This window comes from Streptomyces sp. NPDC057010 (assembly GCF_042673805.1).
GTDB lineage: Bacteria > Actinomycetota > Actinomycetes > Streptomycetales > Streptomycetaceae > Streptomyces.
The window spans coordinates 12,343-33,339 of the sequence record NZ_JBHUSC010000060.1; the positions used below are offsets into that span (position 1 = coordinate 12,343).

Here is a 20,997-nt window from a genome sequence, read left to right on the forward strand (position 1 = left end):
GGTGACTCGAACTAACAGCAAGCTGCGGCAACCGTCCGGACACACGGATGTAACGATCAGCTTCTCTTGCAGAAAATTGCCGCAAGCTCTTTCGGTCGGCTTTCAGTCTTGTTACGTTCCCTGCAACTCGGGACCGCGAGGGCGCGGCCGGGATCATCGAAGGAGTTCATATGCGGCGTGGCATAGCGGCCACCGCGCTGGTCGCGACCCTGGCGCTCGCGGCGACGGCTTGCGGCGGTGACAGCAAGGACGACGGCCAGGAGACCAAGGCCGGCGGCGAGCTTTCCGGCACGGTCACGTGGTGGGACACCTCGAACGACGCCGAGAAGGCCAGCTTCCAGAAGATCGCCGAGGCGTTCACCGCGAAGCACCCGAAGGTCACCGTCAAGTACGTCAACGTCCCGTACGGCGACGCGCAGAACAAGGTCAAGAACGCCTTCAGCAGCGGCTCCGACGCCCCCGACGTGATCCGCGCCGACGTCGGCTGGGTCGCGGACTTCGCCTCCCTCCAGTACCTCGACGAGGTACCGGCCGAGACGGCCAAGAAGATCGACGCCGAGTTCCTCCCGCAGGCCGCGGCCAGCGGCAAGTACGAGGGCAAGACCTACGCCGTGCCGCAGGTCATCGACACCCTCGGCCTCTTCTACAACAAGAAGATGCTCGCCGACGCCGGCGTCCAGCCCCCCAAGACCCTGGAGGAGCTGAAGACCGCCGCCGCGGCCATCAAGGCGAAGACCGGCAAGGCCGGCCTCTACCTGCGCGGCGACGACTCCTACTGGTTCCTCCCGCTGATCTACGGCGAGGGCGGCGACCTGGTCGACGCCAAGACCAAGACCGTCACCGTCGACAACGCGGCCGGCGTCAAGGCCTTCAAGACCGCCCGCGACCTCGTCTCCTCCGGGGCGGCGCTCACCAACGCCACCGACGGCTGGACGAACATGCAGACCGCCTTCAAGTCCGGGGAGGTCGCGATGATGATCAACGGTCCCTGGGCCGTCGCCGACACCTACGCCGGCGACCAGTTCAAGGACAAGGCCAACCTCGGCGTCGCCGCCGTCCCGGCCGGCTCGGTCAAGGCCGGCTCCCCGCAGGGCGGCCACGACCTCGCCGTCTACGCCGGTTCCAAGAACCGCGCCGCGGCCCACGCCTTCGTCGAGTACATGACCTCCCAGGAGGTCCAGGTCCAGTCCTCCAAGGAGCTGAGCCTGCTGCCGACCCGTACCGCCGCCTACGAGCAGCCGGACGTCAAGAGCAGCGAGATGGTCCAGTTCTTCAAGCCGGCCGTGGACAAGGCCGTCGAGCGCGCCTGGATCCCGGAGAACGGCTCCCTCTTCGAGCCGCTGAAGGTCGAGTACACCAAGGCGATCACCGGGGCCTCCAGCCCCGAGGACGCCGCCAAAGCGGCCGGCGTCGAATTCCGCAAGATCCTCAAGGGTTGGAAGTAGCGAAACCATGGCTGCTCACACCAGCCAGTCGGTGGCGAAGGCCGCGGGAGACGACGACAGCGTCGCCTCCCGCGGCCGGAGCCGCAGGACTGACAACAGGAACAGCGGGAACAGCGGGAACGCAGGTGGTCTGAGGCGCGCCCTCGCCACCCACTGGTACGCCTGGGCCATGGTCGCCCCGGTGGTGCTCGTCCTCGGCGTGATCATCGGCTGGCCGCTCGTCAAGGGCGTCTACCTGTCGCTGACGAACGCCAACGAACGCAACGTCTCCCGCACCATCGGCGCCCGCCACATCGAGGCCACGTACGAGTTCGTCGGACTCGACAACTACGCGGACGTCCTCGGCGACCCGGTGTTCCTCCAGCGGCTGGTGTGGACCGTGCTGTGGACCGTCGGGTGCGTGTCGGTCACCTTCACCCTCGGCCTGGTCCTCGCCAACATGCTCAACCGGGACTTCAAGGGCCGCGCCGCCTACCGGATGGCGCTCATCCTGCCCTGGGCCGTCCCCGGCTTCGTCTCCGTCTTCGCCTGGCGGTTCCTCTTCAACCGCGACAACGGCATCCTCAACAAGGTCCTCGACGGCGGCGGCATCGCGGCCGTCCCGTGGCTCGACGACCCGACCTGGGCCAAGTTCTCGGTCATCGCCGTCAATGTCTGGCTCGGCGTCCCCTTCATGATGGTCGCCCTGCTCGGCGGACTGCAGTCGATCCCCGGCGAGCTCTACGAGGCCGCCGAGATGGACGGGGCCTCCGCCTGGCAGCGGTTCCGGCACATCACCCTGCCCGGCCTGCGCGCGGTCAGCATGACGGTGATCCTGCTCTCCACCATCTGGACCTTCAACATGTTCCCGGTGATCTTCCTGCTCACCCGCGGCGGACCGGGGGACTCCACCGAGATCCTCGTGACCCAGGCCTTCCGCGAGGCGTTCATCACGAGCCCGCGCGACTTCGCGGTCTCCGCCACCTGGGGCGTGCTGATCCTCCTGCTGCTCATGATCTTCGCGCTGGTCTACCGGCGCTCGCTGCGCAAGCAGGGAGAGGTGTGGTGACCATGACCACGAAGCCCACTGCCGGGGACGAGGCCCGGCCCGCGGCGCCCGCCGCCACGAAGCCCGCGACCTCCGCCCCCGCGACCTCCGCCCCGGCCCGCGGCCGGGGCCGACGGAAGCCGCTGGCCTCCGTCGGGCTGCACGCCACGCTCGTCGTCGCGTCCGTCATCGCCGTCTTCCCGGTGCTGTGGATCCTGCTGACCTCGCTCAAGCCCGCCGAATACGCGGTCACCACCGACTTCGTCAAGGAACCGACCCTCGGCAACTACCGGTACCTGCTGGAGTCGAGCCACTTCATCGGCTGGTTCGGCAACTCGGTCCTGGTCGCCGGCGTCACCACCGTCCTCGGCGTCTTCATCGCCGCCACCACCGGATACGCCGTCAGCCGCTTCAAGTTCCCCGGAATGAAGCCGCTGATGTGGACCCTGCTCATCACGCAGATGTTCCCGATGGCCATCCTCATCGTCCCGCTCTACAACCTCATGGGCGACCTCGGACTGCTCAACCAGCCCATCGGCCTGATCATCACCTACCTCACCATCGCCGTGCCGTTCTGCGCCTGGATGATGAAGGGGTTCTTCGACACCATCCCGGTGGAGATCGACGAATCCGGCCGCGTCGACGGCCTCAACCCCTTCGGCACCTTCTGGCGGCTCATCCTGCCGCTCGCCAAGCCGGGCCTCGCCGTCACCGGCTTCTACGCCTTCATCACCGCCTGGGGCGAAGTCGCATACGCCTCCGCCTTCATGGTCGGCGAGGAGAACCTCACGCTGGCCGGCGGGCTGCAGACCTTCGTCACGCAGTACACCTCCAACTGGGGTGCGATGAGCGCCGCCTCGGTCCTCATCGCGATCCCCGCGGCGATCTTCTTCGTATTCGCCCAGCGTCACCTCGTAGCCGGGATGACGGCAGGCGCGACCAAGGGCTGACCACCCGTGCCCGCCCCCTCTCACCCCCGGCCCGACCTTCTCAAGGACGACATGACCCAGCACCTCGCCGAGACACTTCCCACCTCCACCGGCACCCGGCCCGGCTGGTGGAGAGAAGCGGTGATCTACCAGGTCTATCCGCGCAGCTTCGCCGACTCCAACGGGGACGGCATGGGGGACCTCGAAGGCATCCGCAGCCGCCTGCCCTACCTGAAGGAACTGGGCGTCGACGCCGTCTGGCTCAGCCCCTTCTACGCCTCCCCGCAGGCCGACGCCGGCTACGACGTCGCCGACTACCGGGCCATCGACCCCATGTTCGGCACCCTGCACGACGCCGACGCCGTGATCCGCGAAGCGCACGCGCTGGGCCTGCGGATCATCGTGGACCTCGTCCCCAACCACTGCTCCGACCAGCACGAATGGTTCAAGCAGGCCCTGAGGGAAGGGCCGGGGACGCCGCTGCGCGAGCGCTTCCACTTCCGTCCGGGCCAGGGCGCCGACGGTGAACTCCCGCCGAACGACTGGGAGTCCATATTCGGCGGGCCCGCCTGGACGCGGGTGGCGGACGGCGAGTGGTACCTGCACCTCTTCGCGCCCGAACAGCCCGACTTCAACTGGGAACACCCCGCCGTCCAGGACGAGTTCCGCTCCATCCTGCGCTTCTGGCTCGACCTCGGCGCCGACGGTTTCCGCATCGACGTCGCGCACGGCCTGGTCAAGGCGCCCGGACTGCCCGACCTGGGGCGGGGCGAGCAGCTCAAGCTGCTGGGCAACCAGGTGCTGCCCTTCTTCGACCAGGACGGGGTCCACGAGATCTACCGCTCCTGGCGGACCGTGCTCGACGAGTACGCGGGCGACCGGATCGGCGTCGCCGAGGCCTGGACGCCGAGCGCCGACCGTACTGCCATGTACCTGCGGCCCGACGAGCTCCACCAGGCCTTCAACTTCCACTACCTGAACACCGGCTGGGACGCGGCCGCGCTGCGCGCCACCATCGACGACTCGCTCGACGCGATGCGGCCGGTGGGGGCGCCCACCACGTGGGTGCTGTCGAACCACGATGTGGTGCGTCACGTGACGCGGTACGGGGGCGGGGCGCAGGGCCTGGCGCGGGCGCGGGCCGCCGCGCTGCTGATGCTGGCGCTGCCCGGGTCGGCGTACGTCTACCAGGGCGAGGAGCTCGGGCTGCCGGAGGTCGTCGACCTTCCGGACGAGGTGCGCCAGGACCCCTCCTTCTTCAAGGCGAACGGCCAGGACGGGCTGCGGGACGGGTGCCGGGTGCCGATCCCGTGGTCGGGCGGCGAAGCCCCGTACGGCTTCGGTGAGGGGGGCAGCTGGCTGCCGCAGCCCGCCGAGTGGGCGGGCCTGAGCGTCGAGGCGCAGACGGGGGATCCGGCCTCGACGCTGGAGCTCTACCGCTCGGCGCTGCGGATCCGCCGGGAACGGGCCGAGCTGGGCGCGGGCGACGCCGTGGAGTGGCTGCCGGCTCCGGAGGGGGTGCTGGCCTTCCGGCGGGGCGGGTTCGTGTGCACCGTGAACACCACCGGCGCGCCGGTACGGCTGCCCGCGTACGGCACCGTACTGCTGGCCAGCGGGGACCTCGACGCCGCGGGGCCGGACGTCCTGCCGGCCGACACGGCGGTGTGGTGGCAGGGGTGACCTCCCCCTCCCCGCTGCGGCTGACGGACATCGCCGCGCAGGCCCAGGTCAGCGAGGCGACCGTGAGCCGCGTGCTCAACGGCAAGTCGGGCGTGGCGGCCGGCACCCGGCACAGGGTGCTGGCCGCGCTCGACCTGCTGGGCTACGAGCGGCCGGTGCGGCTGAAGCGGCGCAGCAACGGGCTGGTCGGGCTGCTGATCCCGGAGCTGACCAACCCGATCTTCCCGGCGTTCGCGCAGGTCATCGAGCAGGCGCTGGCCGGGCACGGGTACACGCCGGTGCTGTGCACGCAGACCCCGGGCGGGGCCACCGAGGACGAACTGGTGGAGCAGCTGGAGGAGCGGGGGGTCACGGGGATCGTGTTCCTGTCGGGGCTGCACGCGGACGCGCTCGCCGATCCGTCCAGGTACCAGCGGCTGGCGGCGCGCGGGGTCCCCTTCGTTCTGATCAACGGGTTCAACGAGCGGGTGAACGCCCCGTTCATCTCCCCCGACGACCGGGCGGCGGCGGAGATGGCGGTGCGGCACCTGGAGGAGCTCGGGCACCGGCGGATCGGGCTGGCCATCGGGCCGACGCGGTACGTTCCGTCGGCGCGGAAGGAGCAGGGGTTCCTGGCGGCCGTGCCGGGAGCCGACGCGGAGGGCCTGATCCAGCGCACGCTGTTCACGGTGGAGGGCGGGCACGCGGCGGGGGGCGCGCTGCTCGACCGGGGCTGCACGGGGGTGGTGTGCGGGAGCGACCCGATGGCGCTCGGCGTCATCAGGGCGGCCCGCGAACGGGGGCTGCGGGTGCCGGAGGACGTGTCGGTGATCGGCTTCGACGACTCACCGCTGATCGCCTTCACGGACCCGCCGCTGACGACGGTCCGCCAGCCGGTCCGCGCGATGGCGACGGCGGCGGTCGGCGCCCTCCTGGAGGCGGTGGGCGGCACCCCGGTCCAGCGCACGGAGTACGTGTTCCAGCCGGAGCTGGTGGTGCGGGGGTCTACGGGGCAGGCGCCGTAGGGGTGGGGGCGTCGGGCTTGTTGCGCCGCTGTCCTGGAGCGGGGCCTTCACCCCCCTCTCACCACTCCCCTCGGGCGGTGGTGGCCCACCCGCCCCCCTCGGCGCCGGAGCCGGGACTCGGCAGTCCGGTAAGCGGGGTCCGTCCCGTCGGCAATTCGCTCAGGCAAGTCGGCCTGCTGGTCGGTGGCTTCGGGGTTCCGGGCTCACTTGCCCGGCGTCAGGGAGGGTTTGGGGGGTTCCCGTCAGTCTCATCGTCTCTCCGGTTCGGGCCGGTCCCTCAAGGGCGCTCCCTGCGGTCGCGTCGCTTCGCGATGGCCTTCGGCCACCCTTGACCGACCGACCCGAACCGGAAATCCGAAGACCGACGGGAACCCCCCAAAAGAACGGTCCACGGGTCAGAGACACGGGCACGGGCGAGCCAGGGAAGTGCGAGCCCGCTTCCCGAGTCCGGCCCGTGCCCACCGCCCAGCCCGGGCGGCGCCCGGCCCGGGCATCAGCCCGACACTCGCCCAGGGCATGGGCACGCGCGCCCCGGGCCGGGGGCGGCTCTACCTGCACGAAACAGCGCCGAGAAGCCCATCGGGAGCGGGAGACGCGTCAGATCGCTACGCGCTTCTCCCGGCTTGGCGTCCGGCCGCCGTCTGGGGCTGGTCATAAGCCGCCCACCCTCACCGAAGCCTTTGGCTGGCTTCCACTTGGTCGACCGTTCGGGCAATACGTCGGAACCGGCGTCCAGGAGCATGTGGTTGACCTCAACCGGCGTGCCGTCTGGCATGAGCGCCGTCAGGTAGATCTACATGACCGGGGTTCCCGGCAGTAGGTCCAGGGTCTCGGCGGCCAGTGCCCCGGCCGCGCCTCGCGGGAACCGGGGGGCCGGGCTGGGTCGCCGGGGCGCAGGGAAGAAACAATTCTGCAATCTCTTGCGCAAGGTCTTGCAACACGGTGGGCCGCCCCTCTACGGTCGCGGACAATCCCCACCTCTCCCGCCAGGAGGCCCCCCACATGTCTGTCAGAGCTGCCAGACCCGCAAGATCCCGCGCCGCCGCCGCGGGCCTGTTCGCCGCCGCCGTGCTCGGTGCGCTCACCGCGACCGCTCCGCAGGCCTCCGCGACCCCGCCGGGGGACAAGGACGTCACCGCCGTGCTGTTCGAGTGGCGGTTCGAGTCCGTTGCCAAGGCCTGTACGGATTCGCTCGGGCCCGCCGGGTACGGGTTCGTGCAGGTCTCGCCTCCCCAGGAGCACATCCAGGGGGCCCAGTGGTGGACCTCGTACCAGCCCGTCAGCTACAGGATCGCCGGGCGGCTCGGGGACCGGGCCGCCTTCAAGGCCATGGTCGACACGTGTCACGCCGCCGGGGTGAAGGTCGTCGCCGACTCCGTCGTCAATCACATGGCTGCCGGCGACGGGGTGGGCACGGGCGGGTCTTCGTACACGAAGTACAACTACCCGGGCGTCTATTCCGGTTCGGACATGGACGACTGCCGGGCGACGATTTCCAACTACCAGGACAAGGCCAACGTGCAGAACTGCGAGCTCGTGCAGCTCGCGGACCTGGACACCGGCGAGGACTACGTGCGGGGGCGCATCGCCGGGTATCTGAACGACCTGCTGTCGCTGGGCGTCGACGGGTTCCGGATCGACGCCGCCAAGCACATGCCCGCCGCCGACCTCGCCAACATCAAGTCCCGGCTGACCAATCCGGGGGTGTATTGGAAGCAGGAGGCGATATTCGGGGCGGGTGAGGCCGTCTCGCCCGGTGAGTACCTCGGCAACGGGGACGTGCAGGAGTTCCGCTACGCGCGGGACCTGAAGCGCGTCTTCCAGAACGAGAACCTGAGCTACCTGAAGAACTTCGGCGAGGCGTGGGGGTACATGCCGAGCGGGCAGTCCGCCGTCTTCGTCGACAACCACGACACCGAGCGGGGCGGTGACACCCTCAACTACAAGAACGGCTCCGACTACACCCTCGCGAGCGTCTTCATGCTCGCCTGGCCCTACGGCTCGCCGGACGTGCACTCCGGCTACGAGTGGACCGACAAGGACGCCGGCCCGCCCAACGGCGGCACGGTGAACGCCTGCTACGCCGACGGGTGGAAGTGCCAGCACGCCTGGCGGGAGATCTCCTCCATGGTCGGCTTCCGCAACGCGGCCCGCGGCCAGGCCGTCACCGACTGGTGGGACAACGGGGCCGATCAGATCGCCTTCGGGCGTGGGAGCAAGGCGTACGTGGCCATCAACCACGAGGGGTCGGCGCTGACCCGGACGTTCCAGACCTCCCTCGCCGCCGGCGACTACTGCGACGTGCAGAGCGGCCGCGCGGTGACCGTGGATTCCGGCGGGCGGTTCACCGCCACCGTCGCGGCGGGCACCGCCGTCGCCCTGCACACCGGCGCCCGCACCTGCTCCGGCGGTACGACGCCCCCGCCGGCCGGCAGCTCCGGCGCCTCGTTCGCCGTCAACGCCACCACCGTCGTCGGGCAGAACGTCTACGTCACCGGCGACCGTCCCGAGCTCGGCGGCTGGAACACCGGCAGCGCGCTCAAGCTCGACCCGGCCGCCTACCCCGTCTGGAAGCTCGACGTCACGCTCCCGGCCGGCACGTCCTTCTCGTACAAGTACATCCGCAAGGACGCCTCCGGGAACGTCACCTGGGAGAGCGGCGCCAACCGCACGGCCACCGTCCCCGCGAGCGGCAAGGTCACGCCGGCCGACACCTGGCGCGCCTGACCTCCGCCCCACCGACCAGGGCCGCCCGGTATCCATCTCCCCGCCACCGCCGGGCGGCCCTCATCCATGCGACACGTACACAAGGAGAACCGCCTTGATACGCCCTGCCGCAGGAGTCCTCGCCGCCGCCCTGGCCGTGACGCTCCTGCCCGCCCTGCCCGCCGCGGCGGCCGCCGCCGGACCGCCCGCCCCGCCCTCGGACGCGAAGCTGGCCGCCGCGCCGGCCCGGCACGACCTGACCCGGGAGCAGTTCTACTTCGTCCTCCCGGACCGGTTCGCGAACGGCGACCCGGCCAACGACAGGGGCGGCCTGACCGGCAGCAGGCTGGAGACCGGACTCGACCCGACGGACAAGGGCTTCTACCAGGGCGGCGACCTCAAGGGACTGACCGACCGGCTCGACTACATCAAGGGGCTGGGGACGACGGCCATCTGGATGGCGCCGATCTTCAAGAACCAGCCCGTGCAGGGGAAGGGCGCAGACGTCTCGGCCGGCTACCACGGCTACTGGATCACCGACTTCACCCAGGTCGACCCGCACTTCGGCACCAACGCCGACCTGGAACGGCTGATCGACACGGCGCACCGGAAGGGGATGAAGGTCTTCTTCGACGTCATCACCAACCACACCGCCGATGTCGTCGACTACCGGGAGGCCTCCTACTCGTACCTGTCGAAGGGGGCGTTCCCGTATCTGACCAAGGACGGCGTGCCCTTCGACGACAAGGACTACGCCGACGGGAAGGGGAAGTTCCCGAAGACCGGTCCCGGGTCCTTCCCGCGCACCCCGTTCGTGCCCGACGCGAAGAAGAACCTCAAGGCGCCGGCGTGGCTCAACGATCCGGCGATGTACCACAACCGCGGCGACTCCACCTTCGCCGGCGAGTCCTCCGAGCAGGGCGACTTCTTCGGCCTGGACGACCTGTGGACCGAGCGGCCCGAGGTCGTCGAGGGGATGGAGAAGATCTACGAGAAGTGGGTCGAGGACTTCGCCATCGACGGGTTCCGGATCGACACCGTCAAGCACGTCAACACCGAGTTCTGGACGCAGTGGGCGACCGCCCTCGACGCGTACGCGGCCAAGCGCGGCCGCGAGGACTTCTTCATGTTCGGCGAGGTCTACTCCGCCGACACCGCCGTCACCTCGCCGTACGTGACGCGCGGGCGGCTCGACGCCACCCTCGACTTCCCGCTCCAGGACGCGATCCGCGCGTACGCCTCCCAGGGCGCCGGGGCCGGGCGGCTGGCCTCCGTGTTCGGGGACGACTACCGGTACACCACCGACAAGGCCAACGCCTACGAGCAGGTGACCTTCCTCGGCAACCACGACATGGGCCGGTTCGGCACCTTCCTCAAGCAGGACCGGCCGGGCGCCGGCGAGCAGGAGCTGCTGGAGCGCTACCGGCTCGCCAACGAGCTGATGTTCCTCTCCCGCGGCAACCCGGTGGTCTACTCCGGCGACGAGCAGGGCTTCACGGGCGCGGGCGGCGACAAGGACGCCCGCCAGCCGCTGTTCGCCTCCCGGGTCGCCGACTACCTGGACGATGACCAGCTCGGTACGGCGCGAACCCACGCGAGCGACGCTTACGACACGGAGCACCCTCTCTACAAGCAGATCAGTGCTCTCGCGAAGCTGACCAAGGCCCACCCGGCCCTCCGCGACGGAGTGCAGAGCCAGCGCCTCGACGACGGCCCGGTGTACGCCTTCGCCCGCACCGACGCCCGCAGCCGCACCGAGTACCTGGTCGCCGCCAACAACGCGGCCGAGTCCAGGACCGTGGAGATCGACGCCCCGGCCGGCGCCCAGTACCGCACCCTCTACGGCGGCACCGCGCTCATCCGCGCCTCGGCCGCCGGCAAGCTCACCGTCGTCGTCCCCGCCTTCGGCTCGGTGGTGCTCCAGGGCACCGCCCCGCTCGCCGCCCCCGCCGGCAAGCCCGCCCTGACCCTCAAGGCCCCGGCCCCCGGCGCCACCGGCACCGTCGAGCTCTCCGCGGACGTGACCGGCGGCGGCCTGAACCGGGTCGTCTTCGCCGCGCAGACCGGCAACGGGAAGTGGCAGGTCCTGGGCTCGGCCGACCACGCGCCCTACAAGGTCACCCAGCACGTCACAGCCCCCGTCGGCACGCCCCTGCGCTACAAGGCCGTCGTCGTCGACTCCGCAGGCCGCACCACGAGCGCCCTCGCCGAGACCGTCGCCGGCCAGGCCCCGCCCCCCGAGGTCCCCACCGCCACCCAGCGCGACTACGCCGTCGTCCACTACAACCGGCCCGACGGGAACTACACCGACTGGCGCCTCTACGCCTGGGGCGACCTCGCAGACGGCGAAGCGACGCCCTGGCCGGCCGGCCACGGCTTCACCGGCCGCGACGCCTACGGCGCCTTCGCCTACGTCCGCCTCAAGCCCGGCGCCTCCTCCGTCGGCTACCTCGTCATCGACAAGGACGGCAACAAGGACGTCGCCGCCGACCGCACCATCGACGTGACCAAGACCGGTGAGATCTGGCTCGAACAGGGCAAGGAACCCGCCCGCACCGACCGCCCCGCCTACCCGCCCCAGGACACGAACAAGGCCGTCCTGCACTACCAGCGCCCCGACGGCGCCTACGACGGCTGGGGGCTGCACGTCTGGACCGGCGCCGCGACCCCGACCGACTGGTCCAAGCCGCTGCTGCCCACCCGCACCGACTCCTACGGCGCGGTGTACGAGGTCCCGCTCGGGGCCGGTGCGACCTCCCTGAGCTACATCCTCCACAAGGGCGACGAGAAGGACCTCCCCACCGACCAGTCCCTGGACCTCAAGGCCACCGGCCACGAGGTCTGGATGCTGGCCGGCAAGGAGAAGTACCTCCTCCCGCAGCCCGCCGGATCGTCCGCGGCCCTCGACCTCACCAAGGCCCAGGCCGTCTGGATCGACCGCGACACCCTCGCCTGGAACGCCCCGGCGGCCGCCGCCTCCGTACAGCTCCTCGCCTCCCGCGAAGGGGCCGTCAAGGCCGAGAACGGCACCCTCACCGGCCGGGCCCACTGGCTGCGGCTGGGCCGGACCGAGCTCACCGCCGCCCAGAAGCAGAAGTTCCCCCACCTGGCGGCGTACACGGCCTTCACCGTCGACCCGCGCGACCGCGACCGGACCCGCGAGGCCCTGCGCGGCCAGCTCGTCGCGAGCGCCCGCGCCGCCAACGGCGCCGTCCTCGCCGCCACCGGCGTCCAGCTCGCCGGCGTCCTCGACGACCTCTACGCGAACACCGCCCCCCTCGGCCCCGTCTTCAAGGACGGCCGCCCCACCCTCTCCGTCTGGGCCCCGACCGCACAGGACGTCTCCCTCGAACTCGACGGCCGGACCGTCCCCATGCGCCGCGACGACACCACCGGCGTCTGGTCGGTGCGCGGCGAGCGCTCCTGGACCGGCAAGCCCTACCGCTACGCCGTGACCGTCTGGGCGCCGAGCACCCGCCAGGTCGTCCGCAACCTCGTCACCGACCCGTACTCCACGGCCCTGACCGCGGATTCCACCCGCAGCCTGGCCGTCGACCTCACCGACCCGAAGCTCGCCCCGCCCGGCTGGAAGGACCTGCGCAAGCCCGCCCCCGTCCCCTTCACCTCGGCGCAGATCCAGGAGCTGCACATCCGCGACTTCTCCGTCGCCGACCCGACCTCCCACCACCCCGGCCAGTACCTCGCCTTCACCGACACCGGCTCGGCCGGCATGCGCCACCTGCGCGACCTGGCCGCCGCCGGAACCTCCTACGTCCACCTCCTGCCCGCCTTCGACATCGGCACCATCCCCGAGAAGGCGGCGGACCGCACCGAACCCGCCTGCGACCTCAAGGTCTACGCGCCGGACTCCCAGGAGCAGCAGGCGTGCGTGGCCGCGGCGGCCGCGAAGGACGCCTACAACTGGGGCTACGACCCGCTCCACTACACCGTCCCCGAAGGCTCCTACGCGAGCGACCCCGACGGCACGGCCCGTACGGTCGAGTTCCGCAGGATGGTCCAGTCCCTCAACGGCGCCGGGCTGCGCACCGTGATGGACGTCGTCTACAACCACACTGTCGCCGCCGGGCAGTCGGACAAGTCCGTCCTGGACCGCATCGTCCCCGGCTACTACCAGCGCCTGCTGGCCGACGGCAGCGTCGCCACCTCCACCTGCTGCTCCAACACCGCCCCCGAGAACGCCATGATGGGCCGTCTCGTCGTGGACTCGATCGTCACCTGGGCGAAGCAGTACAAGGTCGACGGCTTCCGCTTCGACCTGATGGGCCACCACCCGAAAGCCAACATCCTGGCCGTCCGCAAGGCCCTCGACGAGCTGACCCCCGCGAAGGACGGGGTCGACGGCAAGAAGATCGTCCTCTACGGGGAAGGCTGGAACTTCGGCGAGATCGCGAACGACGCCCGCTTCGTCCAGGCCACCCAGCAGAACATGGCCGGCACCGGCATCGCCACGTTCTCCGACCGGGCCCGCGACGCCGTCCGCGGCGGCGGCCCCTTCGACGAGGACCCCCGCGTCCAGGGCTTCGCCTCGGGCCTGTTCACCGCGCCCAACGGCTCACCGGCCAACGGCACCCCGGCCGAGCAGAAGGCCCGCCTGCTGCACGCCCAGGACCTGATCAAGGTCGGCCTGTCCGGGAACCTCGCCCCGTACGCCTTCACCGACACCACCGGCCGCCGCACCAAGGGCTCCGAGCTGGACTACAACGGCGCCCCCGCCGGCTACGCGGCCGCCCCCGGCGACGCCCTCGCCTACGCGGACGCCCACGACAACGAGACCCTCGCCGACGCCCTCACCTACAAGCTCCCGCAGGGCACCTCCACCGCCGACCGGGCCCGCATGCAGGTCCTGGCCATGGCGACGGCCGCCCTCTCCCAGGGCCCCGCCCTGTCCCAGGCGGGCACGGACCTGCTCCGCTCCAAGTCCCTGGACCGCAACTCCTACGACAGCGGCGACTGGTTCAACGCCGTCCACTGGGACTGCCGGGACGGCAACGGCTTCGGCCGCGGCCTGCCCCCGGCCGCCGACAACTCCTCGAAGTGGCTCTACGCGAAGCCCCTGCTGACGGGCCCCGCCCCCGGCTGCGCGGAGATCACCGGAGCCTCCGCCGCCTACCGCGACCTGCTGAGGATCCGTACGACGGAACGGGCCTTCGCCCTCACCACCGCCGAGGCCGTCCAGCAGCAGCTGGCCTTCCCCCTCTCCGGCAAGGACGAGACCCCGGGCGTGATCACCATGACCCTGGGCGACCTGGTGGTGGTCTTCAACGCCACGCCCACCGCCCAGCCCCAGCGCCTCCCGGCCCTCGCCGGCACCGCCTACGCCCTCCACCCGGTCCAGGCCGCCGGCTCCGACGCCACCGTCAGGCAGTCCACCTACGACGCGCAGACAGGAGAGTTCACGACCCCCGCCCGCACCGTCGCCGTCTTCACACGACGGTGAGCCGGTCCAGCCGCTTCTCCAGCAGGATCACCCCGTAGACCCTGCCGTCCTTCCCCTCCTTGTGGGGGAACTCCCCGACCACCCGGTAGCCCGCGCCCTGGTAGTACGCGAGCAGCCGGGGGTTGGTGGAGACGCAGTCCAGCCGGGCCCGCTCCCGTCCCGTCCTGGCGATCCGCCGCTCGGCGTGTTCGAGCATGCGGCGCCCGGCGCCGGCGGGAGCGGCCCCGCGCGCCACCATCAGCCGGTGCACGTAGCCGGCCACGGGCGGCTGGACGCCCCAGGCCTCCTCGTCGGACCACCACAGCTCGTACGCCCCGACGATCCGCCCGTCGGGGTCACCGGCGAGCCACACCTCACCGTCGCGCATCTTCGCCAGGAAGTGCGCGGCGTCCTTCTCGCCCGGCTTCCACTGCTCGATCCCCTGCTGCCGCATCCAGCGGGCAGCCCCGTCGTACAGCTGCACAAGGGTGCCGGCGTCCTTCTCCTCGGCCTGCCGGAACAAGATCCCGTCGTCAATGATCACGCGGGCATTATCGCCACACCCAAGATCACCGGGGCGAGGGCACCCCGCCCGCCGTGAGGGCGCCGAGCCGGGCCACCAGCTCCCCGAACGGCCCGTCCGCCGGCTCGTCCGCCAGGATCCGTACGAGGATGCCCGCCATCTCGGCGTCGTACGCGGCGCTCACCGCGGCCAGCGCCGCGAAATCGTGCACCAGCTGCAGTTCCAGCTCGCCCCGCGGAATCCGGCGCCCGTCCAGCCAGATCAGCGCCGTGGACTCGGCGAGCGACACCCAGGAGCGCACCACCAGTTCGAGCCGGGCCGGCGGATCCTCCAGCGGGATGCCCAGGTGCGCGAGGATCTGCTCGTACGCCGCCTGCCGCACCTCGTCGATCATCGCGTTGGTCCGGCTGCTGCCGGCCGCCGGCCCGCCCCGCATCAACGCGGAGAAGCCCGGCCCGTGTTCGTCGACGAACGAGAAGAACCGGCCCATCACCCGCAGCAGCCGGGCACCCAGCGGCCCCTCCCTGGGCTCCACGAACCGCTGCGCCAGCTCATCGGCGGCCCGCCGCAGCGCCGCCTCGTACAGGCTCAGCTTGCCCGGAAAGTAGTGGTAGACCAGCGGCCGCGATATCCCCGCGGCCGCCGCGATCTCGTCAATGGAGACATCGTCGGGCGACCGGTGGCTGAACAGCTCCAGGGCAACCCCGATCAGCTGCTGCCGCCGCTCCTCGACACCCATCCTGCGCCGCACCCCGGTTGTCATGCCGACACCCTACTGGGCACCGTTCAGAGATCCAGGACGAGGCGGTCTCCCTTCGCACGTGACACGCACAGCAGCATCGAGTCCTCGCGCTCCTGGTCGGTGAGCAGCTCGTCGCGGTGGTCCACCTCACCCGCCAGCACCCGGTGTTGGCAGGTGCCGCAGAAACCCTGCTCGCAGGAGTACGGGGTGTCGGGCAGCTCCCGCCGCACCGCGGCCAGCGCGGACTCCTGCGCGCCGACCTCCACGGTGCGCCCCGAGCGGCCCAGTTCCACCGTGAAGGGCGCCGCCGGGCCGGGCGCCGACGGGGCGAAGCGCTCCAGGCGGACCCGCGCGGGATCGGGCGCCGCGGCTGTGACGGCCCGCATCAGGGGCTCCGGGCCGCAGCAGTAGACCAGCGTGCCGGGCCCGGCCGCGGCGAGCGGGGCCAGGTCGGGCAGGCCCACCTCGTCCTCCGGCAGGACGGTGACCCGGTCGCCGTACTCCGCGAGTTCGTCCAGGAAGGGCATCGAGGCGCGCGAGCGGCCCCCGTAGAGGAGGGTCCAGCCGGCGCCCGCCGCCGTGGCCGCCCGCAGCATCGGCAGGATCGGGGTGATGCCGATGCCGCCCGCCACGAACACGTACGAGGGCGCGGGGACCAGCTCGAAGCGGTTGCGCGGCGGGCGCAGCTCCAGCTCGGCGCCCTCGACCAGCTGGGCGTGCGCCTCGCGGGAGCCGCCGCGGCCGTCCTCGACCAGGCGGATCGCGATCGTGTACGCCCCCTCGTCCGCCGGGTCGCCGCACAGCGAGTACTGGCGCACCAGGCCCGAGGGCAGGGTGACGTCCACGTGCGCGCCCGGGCTCCACACCGGCAGCTCGGGCGATTCCAGGGTCAGCCGCAGCACCCCCTCGGCCGGCTCCGTACGGGAGACGATCAGCGCGCGCAGCGCCCGGCGCGGGGAGTAGCCGGAGACCGGTGTCTCCAGGGCGGGCAGGGGCCAGAGCGGGGACTTGCCGATGCGGCGGCCCAGTGCCCGCTTGGCGGCCCAGGCCGCGCCCGCCACCGCCGTGACCGCGAGGGCGCGCCTCATGCCTTCGCACCGCCGTTCGCGCCGCCGTTCGCCCCGGGGGAGGTGGCCAGGTAGGCCACGGCCTGGGCCGTCGAGCCGTGCTGCGAGGGGTGGTACGTACGGGAGAGGTACTTCGGTATGGACTTCAGCATGGCGCCGGTGGAAGGGAGCACGCCCTGCTGCCCCGCCCGGAAGAACTGGCCGAAGGAGGCCTTGCCGTCGACCAGCGCCGGGTCGTTCTCCATGAAGAAGCGGACCCCGCGCTGCCACAGGAAGACCAGCGCCGAGAAGCCGGTGGCCCAGGTCCGCGCGCGCCGCCGGTAGTTGCCGTCCACGTGCATGAAGAGGTCGAAGGCGACCGAGCGGTGCTCGACCTCCTCCGCGCCGTGCCAGCGCAGCAGGTCGAGCATGGTGGGGTCGGCGCCGCGGCGGTCCAATTCGTCGGCGTTCAGCACCCAGTCGCCCAGGAACGCCGTGTAGTGCTCGATCGCCGCGATCATCGCGACCCGCTCCATCAGCCACCAGTGGCGGGCCCGGCCCGGGGGCAGGGTCCGGTCGCCGAGCAGCTTCTCGAAGAGCCAGTCGACCTGCGCCGTGTACGGGGTCGGGTCCAGGCCCAGCCGCTTCAGGTGGGGGAGCACGTCGTCGTGCGCGGAGGCGTGCATGGCCTCCTGGCCGATGAAACCGACGACGTCCGCGCGCAGTTGCTCGTCCTTGATGTACGGGAGCACCTGCTTGTAGACGTGCACGAACCAGCGCTCGCCCGCGGGCAGCAGCAGGTGCAGTACGTTGATCATGTGACCGGCGAACGGGTCGTTCGGCAGCCAGTGGAGCGGGGTGTCCTCCCAGCCGAAGGACACGTTCCGCGGCTTCAGGTCTATGTGTTCCGACGCCACGGGGGCGGGCGCGAGCGGCGTATTAGACATGGCGTCAATGTACTGATGGGTAGCGGAGAGGAAAACCCCTCTGCACGCACTTCCTGACGCCGCTCCCCGTGCGGTTCCTAGCGCAGCGAACCGGCCTTCGTCCCGTCCGTGAGCTTGCCCGACAGATCGACCTGCGCGCCCGCCGGAGCCTTGACCGCCAGCCGGTTTCCGTTCGCTGACCCGTTCACCCCGCCGCCCGTCACCGACAGCGAGGCGAACTGCGCACTGCCCGCCGCCAGGACGTACCACTGGCCCGCCCGCGACTTCCACAGCACGCCCGCCAGCACCCGCGGCTCCCGCGGACCGCACGCCTGCGACCCCTCGGACCTGGCCGCCTGCGCGGCGAGCGGGGCCCCCGGGGTCAGGAACTGCGCCTGCACCCGGTCCGCCGTGCCCTGCCAGGTCTCCGCGCGCGTGCACAGCCAGGTCGCCGTCCCGTCGCCCTCCGGCAGCGGCTGCTTGGCGTACGTCCAGGCGTTGACCGTACGGACCCCGTGCGAACGCACCGACGGCAGCAGGCACGCGATCCGCGACCAGTCCCCGAGCTCCGCGGCCTCCGTCACATCACGCTCGGCGCCCGGCGCGCCCGACGTGAGCCGGGCCGGGGTCAGCTCACCGAGGTCGGTGATCACCCGCGTGGCACCGTCGCCCGTCAGGGCCAGGCCGTTCCAGCTGGTGCAGCTGCCCGCCGGGGCCGGGCTCGGCACGGGCGGGGTGACCCCGTCGGGGCCGAGCTTCAGCGCGGCCGGGGTGTCGCCCGGCTTGAGCAGGTCCCGCAGGGCCGCGCCGGTGACCCAGGGCGCGGTGAGGTAGCGGACGTTGCCGTCGACCCGGCTGACCACGAGGGCGGTCGCGGTATCCGCGGAAGCGCCGTCGGTCCGGGCGAAGTCCAGGGCGGCGCCGGTGGTCCCGGTGCGCGGTTCGGCGTACCGGACCACGCGCAGGCCGTCGTAGAAGAGGACCACGACGGCCTGGTCGACGGCGCCCGCGAACAGCAGCTGCGCGGGCCCCATCGGCGGCCCGGCCGGGGTCCCGGGGGTCGCGGAGACGACCACCGAGCTGCCGGGCCGGGCCCACACGGCCAGCGCCCGGCGCAGCAGCCCGGCGTCGTCGGCCCGGTCGCCGCGCGCCGGCCACGCGGAGAAGTCCGTACGGGAGGAGGTGCGCCACAGCGTCGGCGCGGCCCGCACCAGCTTCCCCGGGTCCAGCGCCTGCTCGGCCGCGGCGTTGCGGGAGTACGGCGGCGCGGCGGCCCCGTCCGCGCCCCAGCCCCCGCCGGGCAGCGCGAGCAGCGCCCCGCACACGGCGAGGGCGGCCCCGGCCGCGACGGCGGCCCGCGCCAGGCGCCGGCGGCGCAGCAGATCGGTGGGCCGGGCCTGGAGCACGCACGGGTCGAACTCGGGGGAGGCGAACAGGGCATCGTTCGCCGGATCCCCGGATTCCGCGACCGCGGCGGCCGGGTCGGCGACACCGGCCTCGTCCAGCACCCGCAGCACCTCCGCCTCGGGCAGCCGCTCCAGCGCCCGCAGCACGCAGGCGGCCCGGCCGGGCCCGCCGAGGGTCGCCAGCCACTGGTCGAGGGCGAGCTCCTCGGCCCCGCCGGAGCGGGGGAACAGCCGCAGGCCCCACACCTGGGGGAGCGCCGGCGGGAGCTGCGCGCGCCGGGGCAGGGCGCGGAAGGTCAGCGGGACCCCGGCCTCCAGGGCGGCACGCAGCACGCGCAGCCGGACGTACCCGTACCCGGCGTCGGCCCCGCCCCCGCGCTGGCCCGGGACCCCGCCCTGCACGGCCGCCGCCGCGTCCCGGCGGCCGCGCGGCAGGGCCCGCTGGACCAGCGAATGGGCGGTCAGGACCCGCCGGTTGCGGCCGAGGGAGGGCGGCAGCACCAGGTAGGCGAGCCGCACCAGCCGAGGGTAGTGCTCGACGATGGCGGCCTCGGCCTGCTCGACGTCGGGAGACAGGGGGCGGGTGGCGGTATCCGGCGCAGTCACATTCAGCAGAACGAGGGAATCGTGGGATGGTTACCGATCCCCTGTGCATTCGTTCGGGGTGGACCGGCCGTCGGGCCGTCAGACCACCAGACGCGCGCGCAGCGCCTCGACCGTCTCGTCGGGCACGCCGAGCCCCTCGCGCACGTACTTCTCCATGGAGCCGTAGCGCGTCTCGACCTCGTCCAGCGCCGCCTTCAGGTAGGACGGGAAGACGCCTATCAGCGCGAGCGCTATGTCCGGGTCCCCGCCGGCCGCCGTGAAGCCCTCGATCATCGGGGCGAAGGCCTGCTTCACCGCCGGGTTCACCGACAGGTACTCGGTCATCAGCGTCTCGTCGTCCGCGCCGAGCAGCGACAGGATGACCGTCGCGCCCCAGCCGGTGCGGTCCTTGCCGGCCGTGCAGTGGAAGAGCAGCGGGCCGGCGTCCGGGGCCGCGGCCTCGGTGAGCAGCATCCGGTACGCGGCCTGCGCGGAGGCGGAGTTCACGAAGGACCGGTAGACGTCGCCGAAGAGAGCCTGCGCCTTGCCGCCGCCCAGGTGCTCCTCGGCCACGACCGGGTCGGACAGCAGGTCCTTGAGCTGGGCCGCGGCGGGCATCCGGCCCGTGTTCATCTTGTCGGCGAGGACGTCGCCGATCAGGAGTCGGGCTCCGTCCGGCACCCGGTCGGGGTGGTCGGCGCGCTCGACGTCGGTGCGGAAGTCGATGACGGTGCGCAGCCCCAGAGCGGCCACCGCCGGGTCGACCTCCAGGTCGAGCCGGTCGAGCTGGCCGGAACGCAGCACCAGGCCGGGGCGGACGGTGCGGCCGCCGGAGAGGGGGGTGCCGCCGAGGTCGCGGAGGTTGGCGACGGTGGTGGCAATGGTGGCGGTCATCGTGGCTGCTCCAGCGGCTCGTGCACGTGTTCGTATGCTGCGGTGATTCATATAATTTTCGGATGGTTTGGCCGGGAAAGACAATCGAGGGCCAGCGAGACCCCGATCCCGATCCCGAGGGCCGCCAGGTGTCCGGCGTCCGTGAAGGTCCGCCCCCGCTTGATGACGGGCGCCGCTGCCAGCGCCAGCAGCCCGGCCCGCGCCGCGGTGCGGACCGCCCCGCGCGGCAGCGCCGAGGTCAGCGCACCGAGCACGGCGTTGAACCCGTAGCTCGTCCCCACGTCCAGGGCGCGCCGGGTCCCCGGCCCGGCCCGCCCGCGCAGGGCCCCGTAGACCAGCAGCGTCGCCGCGGCGTGCCCGAACAGGAACACCGCGGCCGTCCACCAGGCGCCGTACGCGTACTCGGCGTAGCCGAGGACCGCGACCAGCAGCAGCGCGTACGGCAGCGGCATGGGCTCCTCGACGACGAAGGCACTGGTCAGCAGCGTCTCCCAGCGCCCGGCGGCAAGGTTGTCGACATTCGTCGAGCAGCTCCGGAGCAGCTGCTCCCGCTCCGCCGGCGTCCTCCGCTCCAGGGCGTGCGCCCCGAGCTGGACCCCGCCCGCGTAGACCGCTCCCAGGGGAATTGGATTCACCCGACCATGATC

The 20,997-nt window shown here is 71.9% G+C and carries 14 protein-coding genes; 7 read left to right on the forward strand and 7 right to left on the reverse strand.

Annotation, left to right across the window (positions count from 1 at the left end):
• Window positions 1-170: 170 nt before the first annotated feature.
• From ACFTXQ_RS31760 to pulA, 7 genes are all read left to right on the forward strand, one after another.
• Window positions 171-1,445 carry an extracellular solute-binding protein gene (locus tag ACFTXQ_RS31760; RefSeq protein WP_382647581.1) on the forward strand — a complete coding sequence of 425 codons (1,275 nt, stop codon included), beginning with the start codon at window positions 171-173 and terminating at the stop codon, window positions 1,443-1,445.
• A gap of 7 nt (window positions 1,446-1,452) precedes the next feature.
• Window positions 1,453-2,493, forward strand: a complete 1,041-nt coding sequence (locus ACFTXQ_RS31765) for a carbohydrate ABC transporter permease (protein ID WP_382647584.1) — start codon at window positions 1,453-1,455, stop codon at window positions 2,491-2,493.
• On the forward strand, window positions 2,490-3,422 hold the full coding sequence (locus tag ACFTXQ_RS31770; protein WP_382647587.1) for a sugar ABC transporter permease: 933 nt from the start codon (window positions 2,490-2,492) through the stop codon (window positions 3,420-3,422). Before ACFTXQ_RS31765 ends, ACFTXQ_RS31770 begins: the two co-directional genes overlap by 4 nt.
• 51 nt (window positions 3,423-3,473) lie before the next feature.
• Window positions 3,474-5,081 (forward strand): glycoside hydrolase family 13 protein, encoded by a 1,608-nt coding sequence (locus ACFTXQ_RS31775; RefSeq protein WP_382647589.1) that lies wholly within the window; start codon window positions 3,474-3,476, stop codon window positions 5,079-5,081.
• Window positions 5,069-6,085, forward strand: coding sequence for a LacI family DNA-binding transcriptional regulator (locus tag ACFTXQ_RS31780; protein ID WP_382647592.1), 1,017 nt, complete (start codon window positions 5,069-5,071; stop codon window positions 6,083-6,085). The genes ACFTXQ_RS31775 and ACFTXQ_RS31780 overlap by 13 nt, the downstream gene beginning before the upstream one ends.
• Before the next feature lie 1,002 nt (window positions 6,086-7,087).
• Window positions 7,088-8,812, forward strand: a complete 1,725-nt coding sequence (locus tag ACFTXQ_RS31785) for a carbohydrate-binding module family 20 domain-containing protein (RefSeq protein ID WP_382647594.1) — start codon at window positions 7,088-7,090, stop codon at window positions 8,810-8,812.
• Window positions 8,813-8,906: 94 nt separating this feature from the next.
• A complete protein-coding gene (gene pulA, locus ACFTXQ_RS31790) occupies window positions 8,907-14,249 on the forward strand; it encodes a pullulanase-type alpha-1,6-glucosidase (RefSeq protein ID WP_382647597.1) in 5,343 nt (1,780 codons plus the stop codon).
• Here the strand turns inward: pulA and ACFTXQ_RS31795 are convergent.
• The 7 genes from ACFTXQ_RS31795 to ACFTXQ_RS31825 form a co-directional block, all read right to left on the reverse strand.
• Window positions 14,236-14,772: a GNAT family N-acetyltransferase gene (locus tag ACFTXQ_RS31795; protein ID WP_382647600.1), complete on the reverse strand. Its 537-nt coding sequence runs from the start codon at window positions 14,770-14,772 to the stop codon at window positions 14,236-14,238. The genes pulA and ACFTXQ_RS31795 overlap by 14 nt on opposite strands.
• 25 nt (window positions 14,773-14,797) lie before the next feature.
• Window positions 14,798-15,514, reverse strand: a complete 717-nt coding sequence (locus ACFTXQ_RS31800) for a TetR/AcrR family transcriptional regulator (protein ID WP_382647603.1) — start codon at window positions 15,512-15,514, stop codon at window positions 14,798-14,800.
• A gap of 23 nt (window positions 15,515-15,537) precedes the next feature.
• Window positions 15,538-16,581 carry a PDR/VanB family oxidoreductase gene (locus ACFTXQ_RS31805; protein ID WP_382647606.1) on the reverse strand — a complete coding sequence of 348 codons (1,044 nt, stop codon included), beginning with the start codon at window positions 16,579-16,581 and terminating at the stop codon, window positions 15,538-15,540.
• A complete protein-coding gene (locus ACFTXQ_RS31810; protein ID WP_382647608.1) occupies window positions 16,578-17,486 on the reverse strand; it encodes a metal-dependent hydrolase in 909 nt (302 codons plus the stop codon). The genes ACFTXQ_RS31805 and ACFTXQ_RS31810 overlap by 4 nt, the downstream gene beginning before the upstream one ends.
• A 77-nt stretch (window positions 17,487-17,563) precedes the next feature.
• Window positions 17,564-19,477, reverse strand: coding sequence for a hypothetical protein (locus ACFTXQ_RS31815; protein ID WP_382647611.1), 1,914 nt, complete (start codon window positions 19,475-19,477; stop codon window positions 17,564-17,566).
• A 78-nt stretch (window positions 19,478-19,555) separates the two neighbouring features.
• Window positions 19,556-20,350, reverse strand: coding sequence for a tyrosine-protein phosphatase (locus ACFTXQ_RS31820; RefSeq protein WP_382647614.1), 795 nt, complete (start codon window positions 20,348-20,350; stop codon window positions 19,556-19,558).
• 47 nt (window positions 20,351-20,397) lie between these two features.
• Window positions 20,398-20,985, reverse strand: a complete 588-nt coding sequence (locus ACFTXQ_RS31825) for a rhomboid-like protein (protein WP_382647617.1) — start codon at window positions 20,983-20,985, stop codon at window positions 20,398-20,400.
• Window positions 20,986-20,997 lie beyond the last annotated feature (12 nt).

Bases quoted from the DNA above. Each gene is read 5' to 3' on its own strand.
- ACFTXQ_RS31760 (WP_382647581.1), top strand. From the start codon at position 171: ATGCGGCGTGGCATAGCGGCCACCGCGCTGGTCGCGACCCTGGCGCTC.
- ACFTXQ_RS31765 (WP_382647584.1), top strand. From the start codon at position 1,453: ATGGCTGCTCACACCAGCCAGTCGGTGGCGAAGGCCGCGGGAGACGAC.
- ACFTXQ_RS31775 (WP_382647589.1), top strand. From the start codon at position 3,474: ATGACCCAGCACCTCGCCGAGACACTTCCCACCTCCACCGGCACCCGG.
- ACFTXQ_RS31785 (WP_382647594.1), top strand. From the start codon at position 7,088: ATGTCTGTCAGAGCTGCCAGACCCGCAAGATCCCGCGCCGCCGCCGCG.
- ACFTXQ_RS31800 (WP_382647603.1), bottom strand. From the start codon at position 15,514: ATGACAACCGGGGTGCGGCGCAGGATGGGTGTCGAGGAGCGGCGGCAG.
- ACFTXQ_RS31805 (WP_382647606.1), bottom strand. From the start codon at position 16,581: ATGAGGCGCGCCCTCGCGGTCACGGCGGTGGCGGGCGCGGCCTGGGCC.
- ACFTXQ_RS31810 (WP_382647608.1), bottom strand. From the start codon at position 17,486: ATGTCTAATACGCCGCTCGCGCCCGCCCCCGTGGCGTCGGAACACATA.
- ACFTXQ_RS31820 (WP_382647614.1), bottom strand. From the start codon at position 20,350: ATGACCGCCACCATTGCCACCACCGTCGCCAACCTCCGCGACCTCGGC.